This is a genomic window from Streptomyces sp. AHU1 (assembly GCF_045343905.1).
Classification (GTDB): Bacteria; Actinomycetota; Actinomycetes; order Streptomycetales; family Streptomycetaceae; genus Streptomyces; species Streptomyces triticiradicis.
In genome coordinates this window covers 934,246-958,459 of record NZ_CP174283.1, presented here as the reverse complement: position 1 = coordinate 958,459, position 24,214 = coordinate 934,246, and the positions used below count along the sequence as shown (strand labels likewise).

Below are 24,214 nucleotides of genomic sequence, written 5' to 3'. Positions count from 1 at the left end.
GGTGAAGGAAAGGCCGCACCGTCCACCGGAGACATCGACCCGGACCGTGAACCGTCGAGGCACCTTCATAGCGCTGCCGCGCGCGAGAGGCAAGCGGCGCTCACTCGTTGGTGTGGTGCCGCACCGCAGATTGAGTGGCGGTCCTCGAAAGGCGTAGTGTCATATGCCTGTTGCCCAGGGCAGAAGGGCAACTCGCAGGCGGGGGCCAGGGGAGAGGACGGCATCACGAGATGACGAGCACCGACTGGAGCGATCGAGGACTGTGCCGTACGGCCGATCCTGACGACTTGTTCGTCGAGGGCGCGGCGCAGAACCGGGCCAAGCTGCTGTGCATCGGCTGCCCCGTGCTCACCGAGTGCCTTGCCTATGCGCTGGACCATCGCATCGAGCACGGCGTCTGGGGAGGCATGACCGAGCGTGAGCGCCGTGCTCTGCTGCGCCGCCGGCCGACGGTCACCTCCTGGCTGCACCTCCTGGAAACGGCCCGCATGGAACACGAACGTTCACAGGACGCCGCGACCGCCGTGTCCAGGGCGAGCTGACCTTTCGCGCACGGGGCGGGACAGCCCCTAACCTCTGGAGCATGTACCGGTTCCGAGGTCGAGACCGGCGTCCGGCCCGCCGCGAGGAAGTGGAGTCCGCCGGGCTCCGGGACGTACCCGTGGCGGTGGCGGGCGCCGACGTCATGCTCGTCGGCTTCTTCTCCGCCAAGGAGAAGGACTTCGCCGCGCTCATGGACGCGGCGGCGCTGCGACTGACGGCGCGCGGCGCCCGGGTCGTCGGGCGGATCGTGCAACGTCGTGGCGTCTCGGACGGCGGGGCCCGGAAGATGGCCCTGCCGTACTCGTCGCGCACGCTGCTGAGCTCCGGGAAGGTCCGTGAGGTGGCTGAGAGCTGCGAAAGGGCCGATGCCGACCTGGTGGTCTTCGTCGCCTCCTTGACCGAGCGGCAGCAGCATGTGCTGACAGGGATGCTCGGCCGCCCCGTGATGGGTCTTTCCGAGGTCCCCGCCGTCGGCTGAGCCGGCACGGCACTCGGCGGAGACCCGCACCGGTCCGGAAGCGGCTCAATGAGACAGACCGCCGGAAAAGGCTGAATTCCAAAAATCCGCCGCGCATGCGATTTTACAGGCCGTCGACAGCGATTGAATCAAGCCAGTTGTGTGGCCTTGCATTGTGCGCGCGGGCGTGAACTGTCACCGTCATGCGCGGAAAGACAGCCCGATCATGATTTTCTGAGACCTCAACTCCCTTCCTGCACGAGGCTGTTGGTGAGCAATCGTGCCCACCTGGCCGAAATGTCAATTTCTCCGCTATTTACCGGCCGTAAGCCTGAGGTGGGCGTCTGTCGGGCGGGCGAAGCCTTCCATGAACGACACATCACGGCAGCGTGCGGTTTCGGGTCGGCCGACGGTTCGACGGTGATCCGCATATCCGGCGAAGGAGATGTCTCGAAGTCATGAGAACGAGTTCATTTCGTGGTGACACCGGCAAAGCGCTCATCGGGCATCGGGGCCCCACGGGCGCGAGACCGGGGTGGAGGGGCAGAGCCGGGGTCTTCGCCGTCACGGCGGCACTCCTCTCGGCGGGCACCCTGCTCGGGGCCGGTCCGGCGTCGGCGGCGCCCGCGGCGATCAGACTGACCTCCTCGTCCTGTCCCGGTGTGATCCGGCAGGGCCAGGTGAGCGGCTGCGTCACAGAGTTGCAGAACCTGCTCAACGCCCACGGCGCCGGTCTGGTGGTGGACGGCAGCTTCGGGGCGAAGACGCTCTACGCGGTACGCGAGTACCAGTCCTCCACCGCGATCGCCGTGGACGGGCTGGTGGGGCCCCGGACCAAGGCCAAGCTGTACGCGACCGGTGATTCGGCCCCGCCGCCGATCAAACTCACCTCCTCGTCGTGCCCGGCGAACGTCGTCCGGGGGAACAAGGGCGGCTGCATCACCGAACTGCAGCGGCTGCTCCGCCACTTCGGCTACTCGATCGACGTGGACGGCGATTTCGGACCGGCGACCGACAGCGCGGTCCGTGACTTCCAGTCCACGCACGGCCTTTCCGTCGACGGCCAGGTCGGCACGAACACCAAGCGGGAGCTCTACGACACCGACGAGTCGCCGTCCACCGCCCTGGACCTGCGATCGACGTCCTGTCCGTCGAACATCGTGGAGGGGCAGAGCGGCGGTTGCGTCGCGACGCTGCAGGCCCTGCTCAACGGCAAGGGGCAGCACCTCGACGTGGACGGCCAGTTCGGTCCCCTGACCCTGGCCGCCGTGAGGGCGTTCCAGTCCTCCGCGGGCCTTTCCGTCGACGGCGAGGTCGGGCCGAACACCAAGTCCGCGCTGTACGCGAACATCAGCACGGGCGGCGGCAGTGGCGCGCCGGCGCCGGTCAACCTCAACTCCGGCTCGTGCCCGGGCAACATCGTGAAGGGCCAGCGCGGCGGCTGCGTCACCGAACTGCAGAGCCTGCTCAACCATCACGGGGCCGACCTCGCCGTCGACGGCGACTTCGGGCCGCTGACCGACAGCGCGGTGCGGGACTTCCAGGCCGAGAAGGGCCTGTCGGTCGACGGCCAGGTGGGTCCGAACACCAAGGCCGCCCTGTACGGCGCGGTCACCCCGCCGTCCTCGCCCGCGCCCGGCGGCGGGTACGGCAAGATCCTCGACGTGGCCGCGGCCGAGGTCGGCACGGTCGAGGGGAGTGCCCGGGCGAACAGCTACGGATCGGCCGTGGGCCTGTCGCTGTCCACCAGCAACTACGCCTGGTGCGCGACGTTCGTGAGCTGGGTGGCCAAGCAGACCGGGGCCAGCTCCTACCGCAACTCGTACGTCGTGGGCTGGGTCAAGCAGGCGCGGGCCGGCAACTACCACCTCTCGGTGACGACGAACCCGCAGCCGGGCGACATCGTGGCCTTCGACTGGAACGGGGGCAACGACTACACCGGCGGGCACGAGCACATGGGCATCGTGCGCACGGTGAGCGGCGGTTCCGGCTTCACGACCGTCGAAGGCAACACCGGCAACCCCAACGGTGGGTCGGACGGCGTCTACGTCAAGTCCCGCAGCACGAACAGCGGATACGACGTGCTGTTCATCCGGGTCCGCTGACCGGCTGTCTCCCGGCCCGGGGGAGTGGTGCCGTGTGCCGAGCGTCACCCCTGAACCCGGCCGTCGCCCCGAGCGGGTCTTCCCGTTAGGCTCACGAGCCCGACCCGCCCCGTCGCACCGGAACGCCGCGGCCGACACCGCTCCTCGGGCGCCGACGGGCACCGACACCCACGTCCGCGTACCGACACCCCTCACAGAGGTCCGATGCCTACCCTCAGATTTGGCAAGTACCTGACATTAGCGACGGCGGCGCTCCTGTTGCTGGCCACGGCTCCCGGGGCGGTCGCCACCACCTCGGATCCCGCGGGCGGCGCGCAGGGAGCTTCCGCCGCCGCTCCGGCGGCCGAGGCGTGGCAACCGCCGCTGTCCACCCGCGGGCGGTACGTCGTGGACGCCGACGGCGACCGGTTCCGGCTGAAGTCGGCCAACTGGGACGGCGCGCAAGGCTCCTGGACGGGCAGCGGCAGCGCCGACGACCCGGCCGATCAGCACGCGGGCCAGAACTCCTACGGCATCCCCCTCGGCCTGGACCGGGCGTCACTGCCCCGGTTGCTCGACGACTTCCACGAGCTGGGCATCAACAGCATCCGGCTGCCCTTCTCCAACGCGATGATCCACGCGACGGCACCGGTGCCGGACGCCGCCGTCACGGCCAACCCGGGGCTGCGCGGCAAAACGCCCCTGCAGGTCTACGACGCCGTGGTCTCGGCACTCACCCGGAGCGGGTTCGCCGTCATCCTCAACAACCACACCAACACCTCGCGCTGGTGCTGCGGCGTCGACGGCAACGAGCGCTGGAACAGCAGTCAGTCCACCCAGCAGTGGGCGGACGACTGGGTCTTCATGGCCCGCCGTTACGCCGGTGATCCACGGGTGGTGGGCGCCGACCTCTACAACGAGGTGCGCCGTGACGTACTGGACGACCCCAACTGGGGCCTGGGCGACGCCCACGACTGGTACGCGGCCGCCCAGCTCGCCGGTGACCGCATCCTCTCCGAGGCCAATTCCAACCTCCTCATCGTCATCGAGGGGATCAACTGGACCGGCATCCCGGTCGACGGATTCGCGCACGGCCGCCCCACCCTCACTCCCGCGCGCAATCTGTCCCACACCCTCGTCGCCGCCCACAAGCTGGTGTACTCCGCGCACTTCTACGGATACACCGGTCCCAACCACAGCGGGGCCACCGGAATCGGCGAGACCCACGACGCCCGCTACCAGGACCTCACCCGCGACCAGCTCTACCAAGTCCTGAACGACCAGGCCTTCTTCGTCTCCTCCGAAGCGAACCGGCACTTCACCGCTCCCGTGTGGATCAGCGAGTTCGGCATCGGGGCCGGCGAGACCGGCGCGGCCGCCCGGACCTGGTTCGGCAACATCACCGACTACTTCGCCGACCACGACGTCGACTTCGCCTACTGGCCGCTCGTCGGCTGGGAGGGGCACGACGACTGGTCGCTGCTGCGCTACGACACCTCGGGCAACCGGTACGGGATCCTCGACGGGTCCGACTGGCGCGGCACCGCGTGGAACCGGCTCATGACCGCCCCGGCCCGTACCGGATCCGTTCCCGCGGTTCCCGGCTGGCACATGCTCGCCACCGATCACGGCGATCACGTGCAGTCGCTGCGGGTGCGCGCGGGCGGCGACTGGAACCCGGGCGCGTCCAAGGCCGTCTGTCCCGACGGCGAGCGGCTGATCGGTCTCGGTCACAGCGGTGTCCGCGCGCTGTGCACCGACGTCTCCACCGGTGACCTCCGCTCCTCCGCCGGCACCCAGACGGTCGTCACCGACGAGCGCCATGTCCCGGCGGGCGGCGACTGGGCCTCCGGGTACACCAAGTTGCAGTGTCCCGCGGGGAACTTCCTCATCGGCTACAGCCGCCGGGGCGGACGGACGTCGGCGGCCCTGTGCGTTCCGGCCGGCACCCCGCTGGCGGGCGCCGGGCGGACCGTGTGGTTCGACCGCTCCGACAACCGGCCCGCCGACGCGGCCGGGGGCGACTTCGCGAACGGCGACTACAAGGGCCAGTGCGCCGATGACGAGTACGCCGCCGGAATCGCCTTCACGACCCGCTTCGGCGCCAGTCAGGGGCCGGCCGCCCTGCTGTGCCGCAAACTGAACTGACCGCGACCCGGCCGGCGTCGGCGCGCTCCGCGCACCGGGGCGGACGACGCCCGGGCCGGGCCGCGCCATGCCGCGCCGTGCCGTGAAGGACGTACGGCCGCACCGAAACCGCCGGGACCCGGCAGACCGGGCCCGCACGTACGGGCCGGCCGGGTCCCGGCGGTGTCTCCGGTGGCGTCCACGTGCATCCCCGCGCGTCGGCCCACGGGGCGGCCGGGCGGGGCCCGCACCCGGGCGGGGACGTCTCAGAACCGCCGGGCCGACTCCTCCGCGTGGGCCATGCGCCGCAGGCTCAGCAGCACCGGTTCGTACAGCACCGTGAGGGCCACGGCCGCCTCGATCTGCCCGGCCGGGGTCGGCTGCTCCTCGACCATGTCCAGGTCGGTGACCGCCAGTTGCGCCGCCAGCCGCCCGTACGGCAGCAACTGCTCGGTGTCGCAGGGGTAGCCGAGCCGGACCAGCGCGGCGACCGAGTCGATGAGCCGCCGGTGGGCGGGGTTGAGCATGTCCACACCAGGGTCGCAGGACCAGCCCAGCCGCTCCAGCAGCGCCTCCACCGAGCGGCAGGCGATCGCCACCGCGGGATCGTCCTCGGCGGGCCTCTCGGCGCAGGGCAGCGCCCTGGTCGCCGCGCCCAGCCGCAGATGGTGGTCCAGGGAATCGTCCTCCGCGGCGGCGATCACCTCGCGCGCGTCGGCCACCGAGACCCCGCCGATCTGGATCAGCGCCCGCACCAGGCGCAGCCGCCGCAGATGCTCCTCCCCGTACTCGGCCTGGGTGGCGGAGATCCGACGTCCAGGCTGGAGCAGTCCTTCGCGCAGGTAGTACTTGATCGTGGCGGTGGACGCACCGCTGCGCTCGCTCAGCTCCGCCAGTCGCATGCTCTCGCGCCCTCCATCGCTCTTGCGCCCTCCATCGGACAGTGACACTATCCAAGCATGGATCGTGCCACTATCCAACACGGGAACAGGGAATCTCATGGGTAATGCACCGACATCCGGGCGGCGGGTCACGGCCGCCGCCAAGGGCGACGTCGTCGTCTTCCTCATCGGTATGCGGATCAACCGATGGCGGGCGGTCCGCCACTGGCTGCCGGCCCTGACGGCGATGCCGCGCATGCTCAAGGAACTCTCGCGGAACGGCGACAGCGGCTTCCTGGGTCACCGGGGGCTGGGCGGCGGTCCGCGCGTGTTCACCGTCGCGCAGTACTGGGAGTCGCGCGAGAAGCTGCTCGCCTACGCCTCCGACCAGTCCGGGGAGCACCGTCCCGCGTGGGCGGCGTTCAACCGCCGGCTGCGGAGCAGCAAGGGCAGCGTGGGGGTCTGGCACGAGACGTACATCGTCCCGGAGGGTTCGTACGAGTCGATCTACGTCGACATGCCACCGGCCGGTCTGGGCGCGGCATGGGGGGTCGAGCCCGTGGAACGACGCGGGGAGCGGGCGGCGCAGCGGCTGTCCGGCGGGGCCTCCTAGCGGCGGGTGCCGGTGCGTCCCGGCGCGTACCGAACCGGACCACCGGCCGCAGCACTGAGCCGGCGCACCCGGTTCAGCCCCGCCCGGGGTGGGTCCAGATCCGCAACGGGCCGATCGGCTCGAAGCCGTGACGCACGGCGGCGGTCAGGTCGTCGCCGTGCTCGTAGCCGACCAGGGGCAGGGCGGGGAACAGCGAGTGAACCACGCCGGGCAAGTCGGACCAGACCGTGTCGGGACCGCCGTCGTGTGCGAAGACGTTGGAGATCCCGGCCACCTGGCCGCCGCGGCTCACCACCGCCCCGGCGACCACCCGGCCGTCGCCCGAGCGCCCGGCGAGCACGGAAGCGGCCGGGTCGTCGAGCAGTTCGGGGCGGAACAGATCCGCGTCGCCGTTCCCGTCGTCCCAGGCCAGCGCCCACGCGCGCAACGCGTCCGCGTCGTCCGCCACCTCCCAGGCGAGACCCGGGGGCCCGGCGGGCTCGTTCGCCGGACGGTGGATCCACCGGGCCTCGAACAGGACCTGGAAGCCGGCCCGCGTCAGGTCGAGGTCGGCGAAGCTGTCCTTGACGGAGGCGCCGGGTGCGGCGGTGTCGATCCGGGCCAGCAGCGCGTCCGGGGCCGCGCCGGGCACCAGCGTCACCGCGTCCGGGTAGTACGGCGGAGTACGGGCCGGGGCGGTCCACGCCTGCTCCCCCAACTCGCCCTCCACACCGTGCGACCGGCTCATCGCGGCGCACCACTCGGCGTTGTTGCGGGCGGCGGCCCGGACCATGGACGGGTTCGGCGTCTTCATGAGTGGGGATCATGGCATGTCCCGCCGGGCGGCACGGGCCCTGACCGGGCGGGGCGGTGGAGGGGGTGAGGGCCCGAGACCGGGCAGGGATTCGGGCCCTCACGTCGCGCATCCGTCGGGGGCGTTTGCGCGCTGACCACTTCAACGAGCTTCGCGCCAGGGGGATACGTTTCGCCGATCGGCCAGGTCGCGGGGGGTGCCGACGGGTCATCCGAGTACCGCCGGGGCGTGGGAGGTCGACGTACGTCTCACGGCAGCCGCTCGACGAGCCGGTCCACGAGAGGGGACGGGCGCGACAGCGCGGCGAGGTGCCCGCCGGGGATGGTCTCGGCGTCGATCCCGAGGCGGTCACGGGCCACCCGGCGCTGGAAGTCCACGGGGAAGAGCCGGTCCCCGGTCGCGGCGAGCACCCGCGTGGTCGTGTCGGGCCACCGCTCGATGTCGCAGGGCTGACCGAAGGCGATGTCGGCCTCCGGCCGCTCATGGCCCGCCCCGGCGGCGGCGACCTCGGCCGGGACGTCGTGCAGGAAGCAGGTGTCCAGGTCGAGTCCGGTGCCGTATCCGCCCGCTTCGGCGGCGGCGATGCGGGCCGGCTCCGATCCGGTGTTGCCCCACCACTGGCCGGGAGTCTCGCCCGGCAGCGGCACCATCGCGTTGACGAGCACCAGCAGTCCGACCGGAACACGGGCGCAGACCATGGGCGCGGTGAATCCGCCCATCGACTGCGCGACCAGCACGGTGTCGGTACGACCGCCGATCACCGCGACCACGGAGTCCGTGTACTCGGGCAGGCCCGCGGACTCGTCGGGGCCGGGCAGATCGACCGCGACCGCCTCGTGCCCCCTCGCCCGCAGCTCGGACACCACACGATGCCAGTACCAGGCCGCACCCCCGGCCCCGGGAACCAAGACAAACACGTTCGTCCTCGCTTTCGTCCGCCCACCCTCACGAGGCAGACCACCGGGAGCGGCGAAAGTCATCGGTGGCGGTACCGGTCCGGCGGCCTTCCCGGTCGATGTTCCAGCCGGGTGGCAGGGCTTCGTCGCAGAACACGCAGACGAAGTGGTCCTCGCGCACGACATTGACCTGCCGGCACGACACACAGCGCCGGAACACCACCGGGTGGGTGAAGCCACCGGGGTGTCCGATGCCGGCGCGGTCCAGGGCGCGTGCGACGGCCGGCCACGAGTCGACGTCCGGGCAGTATCCGGTCGACAGGTTGGTGATCTCGTCGACCACCCACCGCCCGCACTCCTCGCGCAAGCCCACCTCGCCGGCGCTCAGCACCGCTTCTCCGCCCGCGCACACCACGTGCTCGCTGCGTCGCGGCGCCAGACGCAGTGCCCCTTCGGCGTCCACCACGAAGGTGAAGGGCTCGGTCCGTTCCTCGGCACCGCGGGCGAACACCCATCGGGCGAGGTCCGCCGCCGACCGGATGCGCGCGCCCTCTTTGGCCGCCCGGACGAGAGCCAGGAGATCGCCGGGCCCGACATAGCGGTAACCCGATCGAGTCGTGTCCATGCGGGCCAAGGTAGTCCGCTTCCACGACGTCGGCCGTCCCGCGCGGCGGCGGGCGCGGCCGGGGCGCCCTCCCGTCAACCGGCCGCTGCCGCGGACACGTCGGCGGTGAGGGGCGGCGGTGGAGTGAACAGGGCGCCGAGTACGTCGAGTTGGGCGTCGATCGCGTCGAGGGCGGCGAGAGCGGCCGGAACGGACCGGTCGGTGGGGGCGACCGTCCCAAGTGTCCGGAACCGCTCCCGCGGGGTCGTCTCCGCCGGGGCGGGCGGGGCCGGGCGCCGGCCGATCGCACGCCGTACGGCCAGTGCGTGGGCCGCGACCTGAGCGCGCCGTCGCGCCACCGCGGCGTCGGCGCTCAGGGTCTCCGGCGCCGAACCCGCCGCGTCGGTCAGGTCGTCCACGGGATCGGCGCAGTGCCGCAGCGCCGCCACGGACCGGAGCGTGAAGGGGTCCGGACGCCAGCGGGCGGACACGGCCCGGGGGGCCGGCACGGCGGCCAGGACCCGCACCGGAGCCGTCACGGTCGCCAACTGCTGGACACGGTAGGCGAACCGGGCCCGCGCCGTGCGGACGGCCGGACCGTCGCGCCAGTCGGCCTCCATCAGCTCGCCCAGACCCGACAGCGCCGCCGCGGTACGGGCCCGTACCACCGCCTCGGTGCGGACGGGCAGCAGGAGCCAGGAGGCCGCCACGCCGAGGACCGCGCCGACCGCGATCCCGGCCAGCCGGGTGTGCAGCAGATCCCCGGGGCTCTGCCCGAACCAGTCGTAGAGCAGCGAGAGCACGGCGGTGACGCAGCCCGCCCAGTACGCGTAGCTGAGTTCACGCAGCCATGTGGCCACGGCGAGCACGGCGAAGATGACGACGACCGCGGTGTCCGACCGCGGTCCGAACTGCCCGGAGACGGCCGTCGCCACCACCGTGCCGGCCGCGGCGCCGAGCGTGCGCCAGGCCCCTTTGACCAGGACGTCGCCGCGGCTGCGCGCGCCGCTGCACACCAGGAACGCCGTGAGGACCACCCACGCCCAGTGGTCCGGCCACAGATTCCGGCCGATCGCGAACGCGGCGGTGAGCGCCGCCGCCATCTGCAGGGCCATCCGGGTGCTCGCGGCCGGCCGGCGGCGCGGGGCGCGGGGCACCGTGGTCACCTTCGCGGAGGGCGGTCGCGGTACGAGACCGGTGCGCTGGGCCGTCCACGTCACCACGGTTCCCCAGACGACCGCCGCCAGCGCCGTCACGGCCGCCCAGGCGGTGTGTCCGTGCCCGCCGGCCGGCACCGCCCCGGCCGGCACCACCAGGACCGCTATCAGGGGCAGGACGACGAGCGTGCCCGCCCGGGTGGCGCGGGCGCCGAACCGGCGTACCCAGATCGCCCCCGCGACCCCCACGACGAACGCCGCGTCCCCCGCGTCGGGGTGCTGCTGGATCAAGGTGCTCAGCTCGGTGCCCGCCGCCGCCGCGCACGGCAGCACGGCACAGGCCAGCAGCCGGTCGGTCCGGTCGAAGAGGCGTTGCACCCGGCCGAGCGCCGAGGCGATCACCACCGCCTGCACCACGCTGTCCACGCGCAGCCCCGCCTCGTGCTCCACGAGCAGCGCCAAGCCGTACGTGCCCAGCACCGTGGCCATGGACACGGCCGTCGTCCGCAGGTGCGTCCCTCGCGGATCGAAGTGCAGCGCACGATGTGCCGACCTGAGAAAACTACGCAACACGTAGAACCACCGCCAAGGAAACTGCTGGAATGGGCCATAAATGAGCCATCTGGAGACTCACCCTCCGGCGGGTATCGTAAGTGATACCTTAGCAATGTGATGGGAGAGCGAACAGAACACGAGGACGCGGGACGATCCGGGTCCGAGCGACGGGACGGCCGGGCCTCCGCCGAGATCCGGCAGGGCGTCATCCGGCTCGCGCGCAGGCTGAGCGCGGAGCGTCCCGCGGACGGGCTCAGCCTCAACAAGAGCAGCGTCCTCGGCCATCTGCGCCGCAACGGCCCGATGTCCGCCGGCGCGCTGGCCGCCGCCGATCATCAGCAGCCGCAGTCCCTGACCCGGGTCTTCGCCGACCTCGAACAGGAAGGCCTGATCAGCCGGACGCGCGACGCCCAGGACGGACGGCAGCGCGTGGTGCAGCTGACCGAGGCGGGCCGCGAGGCCCTCGCCCGTGACATGGCGCAGCGCGACGCCTGGCTCGACATCGCCCTCGTCGGCCTCACCGAGACGGAGCGGCAGGTCCTCCTGCTCGCCGCCCGTCTGATGAACGGCCTCGCCGACTCCCCGGTCACCGTGCCCGGCTCCACGACCCGACCCCATTGACGGAGGCTCCCGTGTCCTGGCCCGACCACGCCATCTGGTGGCACGTCCACCCCTTGAGTTTCCTCGGGGCGGAGCCGGACGCGCTGCCCGCGGGCGCGCCCGTGCGGCACAGGCTGCCGGTCCTGGCGGACTGGCTGGACCACCTGGTCGGGCTCGGCTGCAACGGCCTCGCCCTGGGCCCGGTCTTCGCCGCCGAGACCCACGGCTACGACACGACCGACCACTTCCGCGTCGATCCCCGCCTGGGCACCGAGACCGACCTGGTCGAACTGATCGACCGTGCCGCATCGCGCGGGGTCCGGGTGCTGCTCGACGGGGTCTTCAACCACGTCGGCAGGTCCTTCGCCCCCTTCGCCGACGTGGCGCGGCGCGGCACCGCCTCCCCGTACGCGGACTGGTTCGTCCCCGAGGGCGACGACTTCCGGACCTTCGAGGGGCACCGTCATCTCGTCGCCCTGAACCACGCGTCCCCCGCGGTCGCCGACCATGTCGCCGAGGTCCTCGGCCACTGGCTCGACCGGGGTGTCGACGGCTGGCGGCTGGACGCGGCCTACGCGGTTCCCCGGTCCTTCTGGCGGACCGTCACGGACCGGGTCAGGGCGCGTCACCCCGGTGTGTGGTTCAGCGGCGAGGTGATCCACGGCGACTACGCGGCGTACGTGGCCGAGGGCGGACTGGACACCGTGACGCAGTACGAGCTGTGGAAGGCGATCTGGAGCTCGCTCAACGACCGCAATCCGCACGAGCTGGCCTGGGCGCTCGAACGGCACAACGCCATGATCGACACCTTCGCACCGCAGACGTTCGTCGGCAACCACGACGTCACCCGGCTCGCCAGCCGGCTGGAGGAACCCCGTCACCTGGCACACGCGCTCGCCGTGCTGTTCACCGTCGGGGGGACGCCGTCGATCTACGCGGGGGACGAGCGCGCCCGGAAGGGCGTCAAGGAGGACCGCGCCGGCGGGGACGACGCCATCCGTCCCGCGTTCCCCCGCTCCCCGTCGGGGCTCGGTGCCGAAGGGCTGGCCGTGCAGCGGCTGCACCAGACCCTGGTGGGCGCGCGCCGCCGCCACCCCTGGCTGGTACGTGCCCGGACCCGGATCCACACGCTCGACGGCGCCGTCCTCGGCTACACCCTGACCGCGCCCGACTCCGACTCCACCGTCGCGGTCGCGCTCAACTTCGGCCCCGCCCCGGCCACCGCCGGCATTCCGGCGGCTCCGTGGACGCCGGTCGCGGGCGACTCCTCCGTCGATTCCGCCACGGGTGTCGTCTCGCTCTCCCCGACCGGCTGGTTCATCGCCACGACACCGGAAATCCGTCATTGATCTCATGTCGGTGTTCGCGGATTTTCCGGCACCGCCCACGGCGAGAATCCGCCGGCGCCGCACCGGCTGCGGCGACAGAACGTGAGAAAATCATCAGTGTACGAAATGCGCCCTGCCGGGAAACGCTTCCATCGCGTTGATGTGTTCATGGTTTTCGCATTGCTGAAATGCTCCCGCAAGTCGATTCATGGCACGTCCGTCACGCGGCATAGGTGCTGAACGCGCGAGCCCATGCGGTGCGCCAGAGCGCAATCCGGCGCCCGTTCTGCCCGCATGCCCGGACATAGGCGACGAGCAGTTCCTCGGACGGCATACGAGAACCGGCCAGAATGTCGGCGACCGTGCTGCGCGGCAACGGTCCGGCGCCGAGGTCGCGGGCCTTCTTCTCCATTTCGCGCAGGGACGGCTGGCCGGCGGCGAGCCGCGCCTGGTGCATCGCCTCGAGGAGGTGGGCCGGGTGGTAGACGAGCTCCAGTTTGCGTTCGGCGCGTGGCGCGGACGCGACCTCGCGGCCGTCGGGAGTGTGGCCGGACTGCCGTGCCGCCTGCTCCCAGCGCAGTCGGGCCTCGCGCCGCGTGGCGCCGCAGACCTGCGCGTACGCCTCCACGACATGGCGCCGGGGCAGGAAGGTGCCGCGGTCGGCCCGGGACAGGGTGACGGCGGAACAAGCGGGATCCGCGATGCGCAGTCCCTCGGTCAGCTCCGCCATCTGCCGGTAGGTGAGCCCGGACCGCTGGCGCAGCGAGCGCAGCCATTGAGCCAGTTCGTAGCACGGCGCGGATCGCGGTATCGATGTTCGGCTCCGCCCCACCACTGCCCCCTGGATGTCGAGACTTTCGGATGCGCGACGCGTCCGATGGTATGTCGATCGACGACGCCCACTGATTCGGTCGATGCCGGGACCCGCGTATTGCGCACCGCTAGGAGGGCCCGTTTTGGTCTTTACTTGGGCTCACATAGATCGACGCTATGGATGGCTTCGACGAAGAGTCAAGACGGCTTTACCCTACTTTACTCTGCATGGGGATCCCTTTTCTTTCGGTAGATGTTTGGTTCATTTTGTCCGAGAAGTGGAGTGATGAGATCCGTGCGTCCACATGGGGTTTTGCGTGAACTCCGCCCGAGCGCCCCAGTGAGTGTCCTGAGTCCTGCTGCATAACGGCCTTGCTGGCTCATTCGTCGCTCTGCTGACATGGATTTGCCCGGCCGGAGGCGCCGGCCCGGCCTGATCCTGTCGAATCCGCGGAGGAACGCAATGACCACCGTTTCCAACACCGCCCTGGCCGAAATCATCGAGCTGCTCAAGGAGGTCAAGCCGGGTACAGCGGACCAGACCGTCGAGCCCGGACACTCCGTGGTCGAGGACCTGGGTCTCGACTCGCTGGACCTGCTGCAGCTCGCCCGCCGCATCAACCGGCGCTTCGGCATCGAGTTCGACCTCGACCAGTGGAACGCCGAAGCCGACCAGCACCACCGCAGCATCGCCTCGATCGTGGCCGTCGTGGCCGCCGGCAGTCGTGCCTGAGCCGGCCGCGGCCGCCCGCGTCGCTCTCGTCACGGGTGGTTCACGGGGGATCGGCGCCGCGGTCTCGTACCGTCTCGCCGCCGACGGACTCACCGTGCACCTCGTCTGCCGCAGCGCCGTGGACGCCGGACGGGCCGTGGTGAAGGAGATCGAGGCCGCCGGAGGCCGCGCGGTCCTGCACCGGGCGGACGTCGGCGACGAGACCGAGGTCGAGAACCTGGTCGAGAGGGTGACCGCACAGGAGGGCGCCCTGCACGTCCTGGTCAACAACGCCGCGGTGATCGACGACCAGCTCCTCGCGGTCACCCGGACCGACCGCTGGGAGAACGTCCTGCGGACCAATCTCACCGGCCCCTTCCTCACCAGCAGGGCGGTCCTGCCGACGATGCTGGACCAGGGCTGGGGCCGCATCGTCAACATCTCCTCCAACTCGGCGCGTACCCCGGGACCGGGACAGAGCGCCTACGCGGCGTCCAAGGGCGGCCTGGAAGCCCTCACCCGCGCCCTGGCCGTGGAGGTCGGACGCAAGGGCATCCGGGTCAACTGCGTGGCACCCGGCAAGGTCCGCACCGAGATGACCGAGGCCGTCGCCGACCGGCTCGGCTCGGACGGCGACGGCACCCGCTGGGGTCTGCCCGAGGACATCAGCGGACTCGTCGCCTTCCTCACCCGCGACGAGGCGGACTACATCCAGGGCCAGACGTTCACCGTGGACGGCGGTCGCATGATCATGCGCAGCCCGGGCCGGCGGTCCCGGTGAACCAGGGGCGGACGGAGGAACAGCCGTGGGGGACGTGAAGTACTGGGAGGACCTGGCGCACGCACCGGTGCGCCGGTTCGGACCCGTGGTTTTCAGCAGTGAGCTTCTCGACCGACTCCTCGACCTGATGGGGGAGAAGCACCCGGTGCACGACAGCGACGACTTCGCCCAGGGCACGGACCGCCGACGGCGCATCGTGCCCGGAGGGTTCATCCACTCCATCACCTCGGGCTGGGTGGTCCAGCACGGCTCCCCGGCCGCCATCGTCGGCATGCGACGGCTGAGCTGGGACTTCGTCAGGCCGCTGTACCCCGACACCCCGTTCTGGTTCACCACCGCCACCGACCGGGCGGAGGAGATCGACGACCGGATCGGCCTGGTGGAGACCACCCGCCGGGTGTTCGACGAGAACGACCGGACGTACGCCATCGGACGCATGAGCGTCGTACTGCTGCGGCACGCCGCGCAGCGGACCGCAGCGACAGGAAGGGTTCAGTGATGGACAGTCAGTACCAGCCCCTCAAGGGGCGGGTGGCCCTGGTGACCGGCGGCTCGCGCGGCATCGGCGCGGGCATCACCCGCAAACTCGCGGCCTGGGGAGCGACCCTGGCTGTCAACTACGTCGACCGGGAGGGCCCGGCCAAGGAACTCGCCGAGGAACTCGGCGAGCAGGGTACGGAAGTGACCCTGCACCGCGCCGATCTGAGCGAGCCCGCGGAGATCGAGAACCTGATCGCCGAGATCGGCGAGATCCACCACGACCTCCACATCCTCGTCCAGAACGCGGCCGCCACCAAGTTCGCCAGGCTCGCGGAAGCCTCCCTCGGCGACTGGCAGTTCGTACAGGACACCAACTCCCGGGCCACCTGGCTGCTCGCCAAGCACGCGCTCCCGCTGATGCGTGAGCGCGAGGGAGCCCGCTTCATCACCATCACCAACTCCACGACCACGCGCATCATCCCGCGCGCCGGACTCTTCGCCGCGGCCAAGGCGGGGCTCGAGGCGCTGACCGACTACCTCTCCTACGAGCTGGCGCCCTACGGCATCGTCGCCAACTGCGTACGTCCCGGACTCGTGCAGACCGGGGTCTTCAAGGTCCGCCCCGACTTCGCCCACGGCGTCACCAAGGAGCTGTCCGTCTCCCCGTGGCCCGGCGACCGCATGACGACGCCGGAGAACAGCGCCGACGTCGTCGCCCTGCTCTGCCTGGAGGAGGCCTCCTGGATCGCCGGACAGACCATCACGGTCGACGGCGGATACCGGCTGTGGGGCGGCATCAGCGGCGGAGGCCGGCGTGCCGAGTGAACGCGCCGGACGGCAGGACCGTCCCGACGTCGTGGTCACCGGCCTCGGGGTGATCTCCCCGGCCGGCATCGGCGCGGCCCGGCTGTGGGAGGCCATGGCGGCGGGCAAGACGTTCTTCGACACCGGCGGCCACGACGGACCCGCCCCGGCACTGCCGTGGCCCTCGGCCTCCGTCGACACCACGGAGATCACCTGGCCCGCCGGCCGTGACTGGGCCAACGCCGGCAAGTACGCCAACCAGTCGGCCCGCTGGGCCGTCGCCGTCGCGCGCCAGGCCCTGGAGCAGGCCGGGATCACCGGTGACACGGAGGACGTGCGCGGTGGGACCGTGATGGCCGTGGGCAGCAGCAGCGACGAGCTGAGCGACGTCATCCCGCAACTGGCCTCCCGCTTCCGGGGCGACCGGCGGCCCCTCGCCAAGTTCCTCCACGACGAGGTTCCCGACTACTCCTACATCCGCGGAATCCCCTCCCAGCTGGGCCAGTTCGTCTCCATGGCCAGCGGATTCCGGGGCTCCAACGTCGCGGCCTACGGCGAGGCGGCGGCCGGCGGCACGGGCGCGCTCGCCCTGGCCGTACGGCTGCTGGAGAGCGGAGAACTCGACCGGATGCTCGTCGTGGGCGTCGCACCGCCGCTGACGACCACCGCGATGGCCGCCTTCGACCAGGACGAACCCCTCGGCACACGTGCCACCGCCGGCGCCGGACCCTTCGACGCCGACAGGTCGGGGACCCTGTTGGGACAGGGTGCCGCCGCCGTCCTGCTGGAGCGTGCCGACATCGCGCGCGGCACGGCCCGCGCCCGGCTCGCAGGCTGCGAGGTGCTGGCCGCCGCCGACGTCACGGCCTCGGCCGGACTCGTCGTCGACACCGTGCTCGCCGACGCCGGCACCACCCCCACCGCCTGGTGGGCGCACGGCGCGGGCTCGGTCCGCCTCGACCGCGTGGAGACGCGGGCGGTGCTGCCCCGCGCGGGCGGCCTGCCCGTCACCGGCTCGAAGGGCACCATCGGCAACGCCTTCGAATGCTCGGCGCTCATCGACACCGCCCTGGCCGTCGAGAGCTTCGCACGGGGAGGACTTCCTCCCGTGGGCCTGCTGCGCCGCCCCGACCCCGGACTCGGCGGCCTGGATCCGGTCATGGGGGAGACCCGCCCCCTGGGGCCGGCGCCGACCGCGCTGGTCACGGCGTTCAACCAGGGGCAGCACTCGACGGCGGCGGGAGCCCTCGTCATCGCATCGACGCACGGCGACCCGGCCGACGACGGGAAGGCACGGACATGAGCGACGACATCGTCATCACCGGCATGGGGGTGATCACCCCCATCGGCGGGGACGTCGAGACGTTCTGGTCGGCCAACCTCGAAGGCCGCTCCGGAATCGTCCTGGAGGAACGGATGGACACCACCGGACTGCCCTGTGGGTGGACGGCCGGACTGATCCCGGAGGACGTCAAGGCGAAGGTCGCCGCCGACTACGGCGCACCCGACAGGTCCTGGGGCGACTCCCTCATGCTCGCCTCGGTGGACCAGGCCCTCGCCGACGCCCGCCTCGGCGAACTGCCCGCGGAGGACGGGCCCGCCGCCCTGGTCTACGCGCGCGTGTGGCCGGGCCCCACCGGCTCGTTCCCGCAGGACTACGTCACCCACATGGAAGACCTCGCCGAACGCTACGACAGGATCGGCAACGAACCCTCGGCCGTCCTCGAACACCTGCGGGGCAGGCACCTCCCGCCCGAGACACGGGACCTGTCGGCCTACCCGACCGAGATCGCCGACCGCCTCGGGACGGCCGTCGTCCCCGTACGGCTGGAGGCCACCTGCTCCGGAGGGCTGCGCGCCATCGCGGAAGCCGCCCGGCTGCTGCGCTCGGGACGCGCCCGGTACGCGGTGGTGTCGGCGTCCGTCTCGCGCAACACACCGTACGTACTCTCCCAGTACGGCCAGCTCATGGCGCTCTCGCGCTGGAAGGGCGACCCCGCCCAGGCGTCCATGCCGTTCGACAGGCGGCGCACCGGCATGGTCATCAACGAGTCGGCGGGCGCGCTCGTCCTGGAGACGGCGGAGCACGCCGCCCGGCGCGGGATGACACAGCCGTACGCCGTCATCGGCGGCTGGGGGCTCGCGGTGGACACCCGCCACATGACCGCTCCCAGCGTGGACATGATCGAACGGGTCATGCGGACCGCCCTCGAACAGGCCGGCGCGCACCCGGACGACGTCGACACCGTCAACGCCCACGGCACCTCGACCCGCCTCAACGACGTCACCGAGGCCCGCGCACTGCACCAGGTCTTCGGCGAACGGATGGCCGACCTCGACGTCAGCGCCGTCAAGTCGCTGACCGGGCACGGCTCCGCGGCCTCCGGCGTCGTGGAGACGGCGGTGGCGGCCCTCACGATGTGCCGGGGGGTCATCCCGCCCGTCACGACCACCACCGAGCCCGACCCGGCCTGCGCCGTGCGCACCTCCCTCACCCCGGTCCGGCGACCGGTCGGGACCGTGCTGAAGAATTCCTTCGGCTTCGGCGGCCAGTACGCCTCGATGCTCTTCCGCCGTCCGGCCACGCCACGGCCGGCACCCCGGCCGGCATGAGCACGATGGACCGGCTGCAGTACGAGACGGCCGACCCGACCCGACCGCACCGCGGCACCGTCGTGTGGCTGCACGGCATCGGCCAGGCGCCGGGCGACCTGATGGCCGTGACCCAGCGGTTCCGGCTCGCCGAGGCGGGAGTGCGCGGGGTGTTCCCGCGCGCCCCCGTCGAGGCTCCGAGCCTGCTGAGCGGTCTGGCGGTGCCGTGCTGGTTCCCGCAGAACCTCCTCGCGATCGACCGGATCGACGTCGAGGGCCTGCTGGCGGTGCACCGGCCGCTCTCGGCACTGCTGGACGCGGAGGCCGACCGGATCGGCGCGGGACGGATCGTGCTGGCGGGCTTCTCCCAGGGCGCCACGGTCGCCCTGACCACGGCCCTCACCTACGCGCGGCGGCTGGCGGGCGTGGCGCTCTACGCGCCCTTCATGCCCCCCGACCTGCCCGCACTGCTCCCGGCGGGCGGACCGTCGCCGGCCGGCAGCGGCCTGCCGGTGTGGATCGGCCACGGGGCACGGGACTGGGTCGTCCCCGAACGCAGCGGCGCCGTGCTGAGAGATCTGCTCACCGACTGGGGGCATCCGGTGACATGGCAGCGCTATCCCGGCGGACACGAGCCGTTCGCCGGAGTACGGGCTTCCCTGCCCGCCTACCTGAGCGACGTCCTGAACGTCCACGTGCCGCGGGTCCCCGGGGCGGGACCGGCGGCACGGGTCCGCTGACCCGGGGCCCGAACGTGCCCCGCACCGACCGGACTTCCGGAACCGGTACGCCCCCGGTTCCGGAAGTCCGGGGCATCCGCACCGGGAAGGGACTTCAGAAGGTGTCCGCACCGATGTCACAGGAGTCGTCCCCGCGGACGGCTCCCCGTACCGAGGCCGTGCCGTTCGGCGTCGGCCTGCTCTTCCCCGGCCAGGGAGCCCAGCGACCCGGCATGGGCGAACCCTGGCGCGACACTCCGCACTGGAAGGTCGTCACACGCCTCTCCGAGGTCTCCGGGCGGGATCTCGGCCAGCTGCTGCTGGATGCCGGAGCCGAGCGGCTGGCCCGCGCCGATGCCGCTCAACTGGCCACCTTCACCATGGAGATGGTGGTGCTCGACGCGCTGCGCACGGTGGTGGGCGATCTGCGGCCCGCGGTGTGCGCCGGGCACAGCCTCGGCGAGTACGCCGCCCTGACCGCCGCCGGGGTGCTCGACGCGGAGGACGGTGTCCGGCTCGTCGCCGAGCGCGGGGCCGCCATGGAAGAGGCCGACCGGCTCGCACCCGGCACCATGACGGTGCTCGTCGGCACCGGCATCGTGCCCAGGGCCCAGAGGCTCGCCGCCCGGATGCGTGCCGAACGCCGGGCCCAGGTGTGGGTCGCCAACATCAACGGCGCCGAACAGGTCGTGGTCTCCGGCACCGTCGAAGCGGTCGCGGCGCTGACCGACGAGGCCGAGCGCGACGGCGCACGCGCGCTGCGCATCCCGGTCGGCGGAGCGTTCCACACCCCCCTGATGGCTCCGGCCGCCCCGCGCCTGGCCGCGGCCGTCGACCGCACCCCGCTCCACCCGGCGCGCTGCCCGGTGATCGCGAACGTCGACGCCCGCGCCCACCTCCACGACCAGGAACGATGGCGGGCGTTGATGCTCCGTCAGCTCGTCATGCCCGTGCGCTGGGCTGGCTCCATGCGTACCCTCACGGCCATGGCGCGCGGGCGCCTCCGCGTCGTCGAGGCAGGTCCCGGCTCCGTACTGGCCAACCTCGCCCGGAGGACCCTGCCGGAAGGGATCCCGGTCCGTTCCGTCTCCACCCCGGCGCAGGTGGAGGCTCTCGCCGCCGAGTGGTGGCGGTGACCGGGGCCGGTGCGCGCCGTGAGGATCACCAAACCTGTCCGTGAGGGGGAGGGCCGTGGCAGACTGCTCCGCGGTGGACGTCCGCAAGGAGACAGAACGATGAACCACGCCGTGAACGCCGCCGAAGAGCTGGGAGCCCAGGGGTGGAGCAGGCCCTGGGGCTCCGGCAGCGACAGCGGTTGCGTCGAGATCAAGGAACTCGGCGGCGGCGTCGTGGCGGTCAGGCAGGCGACGGACCCGGACGGCCCCGCCCTCATCTGCGCCTCGTCGGTCGTCGCCGAGTTCATCGGCGGTGTCAAGAAGGGACGGGCGGACTTCCTCATCGCCTGATGTCCGCCTTCCGGGGCGGCACCCGGTCCCGTCCGATCGCGCGGTGAACCCGCCGGGTTCCTCGGCGGACCCGAACTCCCCTTCCCCGGCATCGAGTTCGCCTCCCGACGGGACGTCGGGGGAAGACATCGGCGCACCGGGGGCGAACGGATCCCCTGCACGCGGGCGGCGCCCGGAAGCCGTGGAGCGCGGGGCGCGGCGCGGTCGCGCCGGCCTCGGCGCGGTCCGTTCCGCCGACGCCGGACGGCCTCTCCCGAAAGACTGCGGAATCGGGCATGATGGACCATCCGTACCGATCAAGCGACTCTACGCCGTTGTCAGACCGAACAGTCCGCCGTTCCCGTACGTCGAGCGAGTGTCGCCCCGCCCTACCTGTCGCACCCTGCCCGGCCATGCCCGCGCGGAGGGGCGTGCCGGTGGCGCCGCGACAGCAGCGATGTTGTCAACCTGGGGAGGAAATCCAGTGGCGCCGGTGCTTGTTGGACGCGAAGGACTGCTGGCCGGAGAGCGGATACCGGTGATCGGCACCCGGGTCACGTTCGGACGCAACCCCGAGAACACCGTCGTGGTCTCCAGCCTGAGCGTCTCCCGCTTCCACGCGGAGATCGTCCTGGACGACACCCAGGGCTATGTGCTGCATGACTGCGGCAGCAGCAACGGCACGCTGGTGAACGGCGAGGAGATCGACTCCCGGCTCCTGAAGCCCGGGGACGACATCACCATCGGTGACCAGGAGTTCCGCTTCGAGGTCGCGGACGCCATGGAGACGATCATGGCGCTCTCCTTGCCGCGGTCCCTGACCCTGGACGACGACGAGATCGAACGGGGGCCGGTGCTGCGGGTCACCGTCGCGGGCGGAGGACCCGTCGGCCTGTCGCTCGCCCTGCTGCTGGAACACTTCCTCGGCGCCCAGGTGAACATCACCGTCTACGACGGCCGTTGGCGGAAGCAGGGCCGCAAGATCGTCTGGAAGGACGAGAGCCAGGGCAACGTGCGGCGCCAGCAGGTGGTGACCATACAGAGCCGCCAGTACCTCAGCCTGCCCGAGGAGGTGCAGGCCCGGCTCTTCGACCCGGACAGCTACACCGAGATGTGGCCTTCGGGTCCCGACTCCATCGGCGATCACCACCCGCGCAACATGCGCATCGCCTACATCGAGGACCGGCTCCTGGAGGTGGCGAACGAGAAGCGGGGCCGGATCCGGCTCGTCCCCGCCCGGTTCAGCGTCGAGGAGCAGCAGGACGCGCTGGCCGGCCAGCACGTGCTCGCCATCTGCGACGGCGGGCGGTCGCACACGCGCGAGCACTTCGCCGCCAAGTTCGGCAAGGCGGACGAGTCGATCTACTCGCTGAACGGCCGTCATCTGCAGGACGTGGTGCTCGGGCTGCGCGTGAAATCGGTTCTGGCCGACCCCATGGCCGTCCTGCTGACCGTCGGACAGAACCGCTTCCTGCTGAACTCCCTGCGTGGCGAGGGCTTCCTCAACATGCGCCTCACGGAGGCGGAGGCCGCGGAGGTCGTCGGCATCGATCCGGTCCGTCGTGTCTTCGAGGAGTGCATCGCCTCCCGACCCTGTCTGATGGGACGCGACGAGCACGGCGACTTCCGGTGCTCCACGCACAGCACCCTGTTCCTGCCCGCCCTCATCAGGGGCTCGGCCCTGTGGAAGCGGGTGGGCGAAGGACTGCGCCTGTTCGGCGTCGAGCCGGGGGAACTGAGCGCGGTCACCTCGTTCCGCCTCGACATGGTGCAACGTCCGCGCTTCACCGCCGAGTTGCTGCCACCTACGGCGAACTCCCCGGGCACGTACGGATTCCTGCTGGGCGACGCGGCCAACGCCATCCACTTCTGGCCGGGCCGGGGGCTCAACAGCGGTCTGGCGTCGGCGATCTCACTCGCGCGGTCCCTCAACGGGGCGTGGAACGGCAAGCCCTTCCGGGACGCGGACTTCCTGCGCCACGAGGCCGCCATGTCGATGCTCCAGTACCGCCACAAGAGCCGTGCCTGGAAGGCGATGGTGACCACCGACGACAAGGGCGACACCTGGGCCATCAAGGACATCATCGCGCACGGCATCGACGGGATCGCCGAGGAACCGGACCGCGAGGCCGACACCGCGACGCTGCTGGAGCGGCTGCGCGGGATCCGCTCCCGCCTGGCGAAGCGCATGACCGGCCTGCCGGACGACGAGGCGATCCTCGAACGGCTCGGGACCCTGGAGAGCAGCACGCTCCGCATGCTGGTGCTCAGCGGTGCCTGGGACACCCTGACCATGGGCGGCGAGGAGGTCGACATCGACATCTTCTACGGCCGGGACTCCGCCGCGGCGGCGGCGGCCGTCGAGGCGCTCGAGCCGGCGGCCCAGGTCTGAGGTGTGCCCGGGCCCGCCCGCGCGGGAACCGGGCGACCGGCCCGCCGTTCGCCGGCCGACGGACCGCGCGGGTAAAGTGGGCGTTCAGTCCCTTGTCACCAGCAGCCCATCAAGGCGAGACCCGAGCGGGAGCGAGCGAGCGTGCCCAGCGAGCGAGAGCCGGGCGTCCCGGTCGTCAGCCGATCCGCCCAGGCCGCGGCGACGAGACGGCAGATCGTCGAGACGGCCCAGCGGCTCTTCGCCGGCCGTGGCTACCAAGCGACCTCGTTGCAGGCGATCGCCGACGAGATGGGCCTCACCAAGGCCGCGGTCTACTACCACTTCCGGACCAAGGCGCAGATCCTCCAGGCGTCGCTCGATCCGACCGTCGAGGAAATGACGGTGCTCCTGGACGAGTTGGCGGGCATGCCGTCGCGCCAGGAGAGGCTGGAGGCGTACGCGGTCGGCTGGGTCGATTTCCTGGTACGGCACCGCGAACTCGGAACCATGCTCCTGCACGACCCCGAGATCCGGGCCGCCAGCGTCTACGCCGAGAACGACCGGCGCAGGCGGCGCATTCTGCGGGTGCTGTTCGGCAGCTCGCCCACGCCGGCGGAACGCATGGCCTACGTGATGTGCGTGTGGATGCTGGAGGGCCTCGGCGAGCTGTCCGACCTCTCGGACGACGACCTGCGGGCCACCCTGCTGCTGACCGTCCGCGGTCTTCTGGCCGCGCCGGGGGCCGCGGAGTCCGTCGAGGCGTGAGTCACCGGCCTTCACGGCCGGTGATGGACGGTGTTCCCGCCGAGGCCGACGGCTGCCCCGCCAGGGCCCTTGCGGGGCGCTCGCCGTGCCCGTC

Annotated in this window: 24 protein-coding genes; 18 read left to right on the top strand and 6 right to left on the bottom strand. The window is 71.6% G+C overall.

What is annotated here, in order from left to right:
• The first annotated feature begins 230 nt into the window (after positions 1 to 230).
• The 4 genes from ACICHK_RS04510 to ACICHK_RS04495 all read left to right on the top strand — a co-directional run bounded on the left by ACICHK_RS04510 (position 231) and on the right by ACICHK_RS04495 (position 5,232).
• Positions 231 to 542 (top strand): WhiB family transcriptional regulator, encoded by a 312-nt coding sequence (locus ACICHK_RS04510; protein ID WP_151467353.1) that lies wholly within the window; start codon positions 231 to 233, stop codon positions 540 to 542.
• Between the two features lie 41 nt (positions 543 to 583).
• On the top strand, positions 584 to 1,021 hold the full coding sequence (locus tag ACICHK_RS04505; RefSeq protein ID WP_406835787.1) for a hypothetical protein: 438 nt from the start codon (positions 584 to 586) through the stop codon (positions 1,019 to 1,021).
• Positions 1,022 to 1,458: 437 nt separating this feature from the next.
• Positions 1,459 to 3,105 carry a peptidoglycan-binding protein gene (locus ACICHK_RS04500; RefSeq protein ID WP_406835786.1) on the top strand — a complete coding sequence of 549 codons (1,647 nt, stop codon included), beginning with the start codon at positions 1,459 to 1,461 and terminating at the stop codon, positions 3,103 to 3,105.
• A gap of 204 nt (positions 3,106 to 3,309) precedes the next feature.
• The gene (locus ACICHK_RS04495) at positions 3,310 to 5,232 is read left to right on the top strand and encodes a glycoside hydrolase family 5 protein (protein WP_406835785.1); all 1,923 of its coding nucleotides are present in this window, start codon (positions 3,310 to 3,312) and stop codon (positions 5,230 to 5,232) included.
• 245 nt (positions 5,233 to 5,477) lie between these two features.
• On the opposite strand, the gene ACICHK_RS04490 is transcribed toward ACICHK_RS04495, so the two are convergent.
• Complete coding sequence (locus ACICHK_RS04490) at positions 5,478 to 6,113, bottom strand: MerR family transcriptional regulator (RefSeq protein ID WP_406835784.1); 636 nt, start codon at positions 6,111 to 6,113, stop codon at positions 5,478 to 5,480.
• 97 nt (positions 6,114 to 6,210) lie between these two features.
• On the opposite strand from ACICHK_RS04490, the gene ACICHK_RS04485 reads away from it, so the two are divergent.
• Positions 6,211 to 6,705 carry a DUF4188 domain-containing protein gene (locus tag ACICHK_RS04485; RefSeq protein WP_406835783.1) on the top strand — a complete coding sequence of 165 codons (495 nt, stop codon included), beginning with the start codon at positions 6,211 to 6,213 and terminating at the stop codon, positions 6,703 to 6,705.
• Positions 6,706 to 6,778: 73 nt separating this feature from the next.
• Here the strand turns inward: ACICHK_RS04485 and ACICHK_RS04480 are convergent, their stop codons facing one another.
• The 4 genes from ACICHK_RS04480 to ACICHK_RS04465 form a co-directional block, all read right to left on the bottom strand.
• Positions 6,779 to 7,498 carry a hypothetical protein gene (locus ACICHK_RS04480; protein ID WP_406835782.1) on the bottom strand — a complete coding sequence of 240 codons (720 nt, stop codon included), beginning with the start codon at positions 7,496 to 7,498 and terminating at the stop codon, positions 6,779 to 6,781.
• A gap of 248 nt (positions 7,499 to 7,746) precedes the next feature.
• The gene (locus ACICHK_RS04475) at positions 7,747 to 8,415 is read right to left on the bottom strand and encodes an alpha/beta fold hydrolase (RefSeq protein ID WP_406835781.1); all 669 of its coding nucleotides are present in this window, start codon (positions 8,413 to 8,415) and stop codon (positions 7,747 to 7,749) included.
• Between the two features lie 28 nt (positions 8,416 to 8,443).
• Positions 8,444 to 9,019 carry a hypothetical protein gene (locus ACICHK_RS04470; RefSeq protein WP_406835780.1) on the bottom strand — a complete coding sequence of 192 codons (576 nt, stop codon included), beginning with the start codon at positions 9,017 to 9,019 and terminating at the stop codon, positions 8,444 to 8,446.
• 74 nt (positions 9,020 to 9,093) lie between these two features.
• Positions 9,094 to 10,644, bottom strand: a complete 1,551-nt coding sequence (locus ACICHK_RS04465) for an FUSC family protein (RefSeq protein WP_406835779.1) — start codon at positions 10,642 to 10,644, stop codon at positions 9,094 to 9,096.
• A gap of 183 nt (positions 10,645 to 10,827) precedes the next feature.
• On the opposite strand from ACICHK_RS04465, the gene ACICHK_RS04460 reads away from it, so the two are divergent.
• Entirely contained in the window at positions 10,828 to 11,331 is a 504-nt protein-coding gene (locus ACICHK_RS04460; protein WP_151467360.1) for a MarR family winged helix-turn-helix transcriptional regulator, read from the top strand.
• Between the two features lie 11 nt (positions 11,332 to 11,342).
• Positions 11,343 to 12,659, top strand: a complete 1,317-nt coding sequence (locus tag ACICHK_RS04455; RefSeq protein WP_406835778.1) for an alpha-amylase family glycosyl hydrolase — start codon at positions 11,343 to 11,345, stop codon at positions 12,657 to 12,659.
• 199 nt (positions 12,660 to 12,858) lie between these two features.
• Here ACICHK_RS04455 and ACICHK_RS04450 read toward each other — a convergent pair whose 3' ends face one another.
• The gene (locus ACICHK_RS04450) at positions 12,859 to 13,470 is read right to left on the bottom strand and encodes a helix-turn-helix transcriptional regulator (protein ID WP_192582231.1); all 612 of its coding nucleotides are present in this window, start codon (positions 13,468 to 13,470) and stop codon (positions 12,859 to 12,861) included.
• 444 nt (positions 13,471 to 13,914) lie between these two features.
• Between ACICHK_RS04450 and ACICHK_RS04445 the strand changes: the two genes are divergently transcribed.
• From ACICHK_RS04445 to ACICHK_RS04395, 11 genes are all read left to right on the top strand, one after another.
• Positions 13,915 to 14,184, top strand: a complete 270-nt coding sequence (locus ACICHK_RS04445; RefSeq protein ID WP_406835777.1) for a phosphopantetheine-binding protein — start codon at positions 13,915 to 13,917, stop codon at positions 14,182 to 14,184.
• The gene (locus tag ACICHK_RS04440) at positions 14,177 to 14,944 is read left to right on the top strand and encodes an SDR family NAD(P)-dependent oxidoreductase (protein ID WP_406835776.1); all 768 of its coding nucleotides are present in this window, start codon (positions 14,177 to 14,179) and stop codon (positions 14,942 to 14,944) included. The genes ACICHK_RS04445 and ACICHK_RS04440 overlap by 8 nt, the downstream gene beginning before the upstream one ends.
• Positions 14,945 to 14,969: 25 nt before the next feature.
• Positions 14,970 to 15,443, top strand: coding sequence for a hypothetical protein (locus ACICHK_RS04435; protein ID WP_406835775.1), 474 nt, complete (start codon positions 14,970 to 14,972; stop codon positions 15,441 to 15,443).
• Positions 15,443 to 16,249 (top strand): SDR family NAD(P)-dependent oxidoreductase, encoded by an 807-nt coding sequence (locus ACICHK_RS04430; RefSeq protein WP_151467366.1) that lies wholly within the window; start codon positions 15,443 to 15,445, stop codon positions 16,247 to 16,249. Before ACICHK_RS04435 ends, ACICHK_RS04430 begins: the two co-directional genes overlap by 1 nt.
• Positions 16,239 to 17,531 carry a beta-ketoacyl synthase N-terminal-like domain-containing protein gene (locus ACICHK_RS04425; protein WP_406835774.1) on the top strand — a complete coding sequence of 431 codons (1,293 nt, stop codon included), beginning with the start codon at positions 16,239 to 16,241 and terminating at the stop codon, positions 17,529 to 17,531. The genes ACICHK_RS04430 and ACICHK_RS04425 overlap by 11 nt, the downstream gene beginning before the upstream one ends.
• A complete protein-coding gene (locus ACICHK_RS04420; RefSeq protein WP_192582233.1) occupies positions 17,528 to 18,841 on the top strand; it encodes a beta-ketoacyl-[acyl-carrier-protein] synthase family protein in 1,314 nt (437 codons plus the stop codon). Before ACICHK_RS04425 ends, ACICHK_RS04420 begins: the two co-directional genes overlap by 4 nt.
• Entirely contained in the window at positions 18,838 to 19,560 is a 723-nt protein-coding gene (locus ACICHK_RS04415; protein WP_406835773.1) for an alpha/beta hydrolase, read from the top strand. The genes ACICHK_RS04420 and ACICHK_RS04415 overlap by 4 nt, the downstream gene beginning before the upstream one ends.
• A gap of 113 nt (positions 19,561 to 19,673) precedes the next feature.
• Entirely contained in the window at positions 19,674 to 20,675 is a 1,002-nt protein-coding gene (locus tag ACICHK_RS04410) for an ACP S-malonyltransferase (protein ID WP_406835772.1), read from the top strand.
• Positions 20,676 to 20,774: 99 nt separating this feature from the next.
• Complete coding sequence (locus tag ACICHK_RS04405) at positions 20,775 to 21,005, top strand: DUF397 domain-containing protein (RefSeq protein ID WP_406835771.1); 231 nt, start codon at positions 20,775 to 20,777, stop codon at positions 21,003 to 21,005.
• Between the two features lie 472 nt (positions 21,006 to 21,477).
• A complete protein-coding gene (locus tag ACICHK_RS04400) occupies positions 21,478 to 23,376 on the top strand; it encodes an FHA domain-containing protein (protein ID WP_406835770.1) in 1,899 nt (632 codons plus the stop codon).
• Between the two features lie 141 nt (positions 23,377 to 23,517).
• Entirely contained in the window at positions 23,518 to 24,120 is a 603-nt protein-coding gene (locus tag ACICHK_RS04395) for a TetR/AcrR family transcriptional regulator (RefSeq protein ID WP_406835769.1), read from the top strand.
• Positions 24,121 to 24,214 lie beyond the last annotated feature (94 nt).